The 1,110-nt window shown below is 38.4% G+C and carries 1 pseudogene; it reads right to left on the reverse strand.

Annotation, left to right across the window (positions count from 1 at the left end):
* Positions 1–1,110: pseudogene (locus KO494_RS05435) on the reverse strand (hypothetical protein); the annotation flags it as partial.

Genomic DNA, 1,110 nt, shown 5'->3' on the forward strand with positions numbered 1-1,110 from the left:
AAAAGTAGCATCTGTATCACAGCTATCTGTACCACAAGATTGAAGTGCAAGTATGTTTGCTGCATTCCAATCGTTAGCAATGGTTTCATTATCTGTACCATTACACTCTATAGTTTCATCTACTACAGAACAAGACGTTAAGTCTGGTCCAGTAGAATCTTCTAGAGTAAGTGTAGCCGTAAGAGTAGTTTCGTTATCACAATCATCTGCTACAGTATAAGTAACAAGGATAGTACCACCAGCACCACAAGTAGCAGCAAGGTTAGTAAATGCATAGTCTGAAGTTACTTCAAAAGTAGCATCTGTATCACAGCTATCTGTACCACAAGATTGAAGTGCAAGTATGTTAGCTGCATTCCAATCATTAGCAATGGTTTCATTATCTGTACCATTACACTCTATAGTTTCATCTACCACAGAACAAGACGTTAAGTCTGGTCCAGTAGAGTCTTCTAGAGTAAGTGTAGCAGTAACCGAAGACGTATTTAAACAATCATCTGTAGCAGTATAAGTAACAGTAATTGTACCACCAGCACCACAAGTAGTAACCAGGTTAGTAAATACATAATCCGAAGTAATAGTTACATTAATATCATCAGCACAAGCTTGCAGTTCAGCAATATTATCTGCGTTCCATTGATTTGCGATATCTTCATTAAGATCTCCATCACACTCAATAGTTTCATCCACGACATTACAAGCAGTAAGATCAGGACCAGTAGCATCACCGAAGCTAAGTGTTACTGTAATTGTAGATTCGTTACCACAATCATCAGCAACGGTATATGTTACAGGAATAGAACCACAAGGACCACATACTACGTTTAAGTTGTTAAAGTCGTAATCAGAAGTTACTGTATACACACCATCAGCATCACAGCTATCTGACCCACAAGATTGAAGCGCAAGTATGTTAGCAGCATTCCATGCATCAGCAATAGTTTCATTATCATCAGCAGTACACTCTACAGATTCATCGGTAACAGAAGTACAAACGCTTAAGTCTGGTCCAGTAGTATCTTCTAGAGTAAGTGTAGCCGTAAGAGTAGTTTCGTTATCACAATCATCTGCTACAGTATAAGTAACAGTAATAGTACCACCAAGACCACA

Source organism: Lacinutrix sp. C3R15, assembly GCF_018860825.1.
In the GTDB taxonomy this organism is placed as follows: domain Bacteria; phylum Bacteroidota; class Bacteroidia; order Flavobacteriales; family Flavobacteriaceae; genus Oceanihabitans.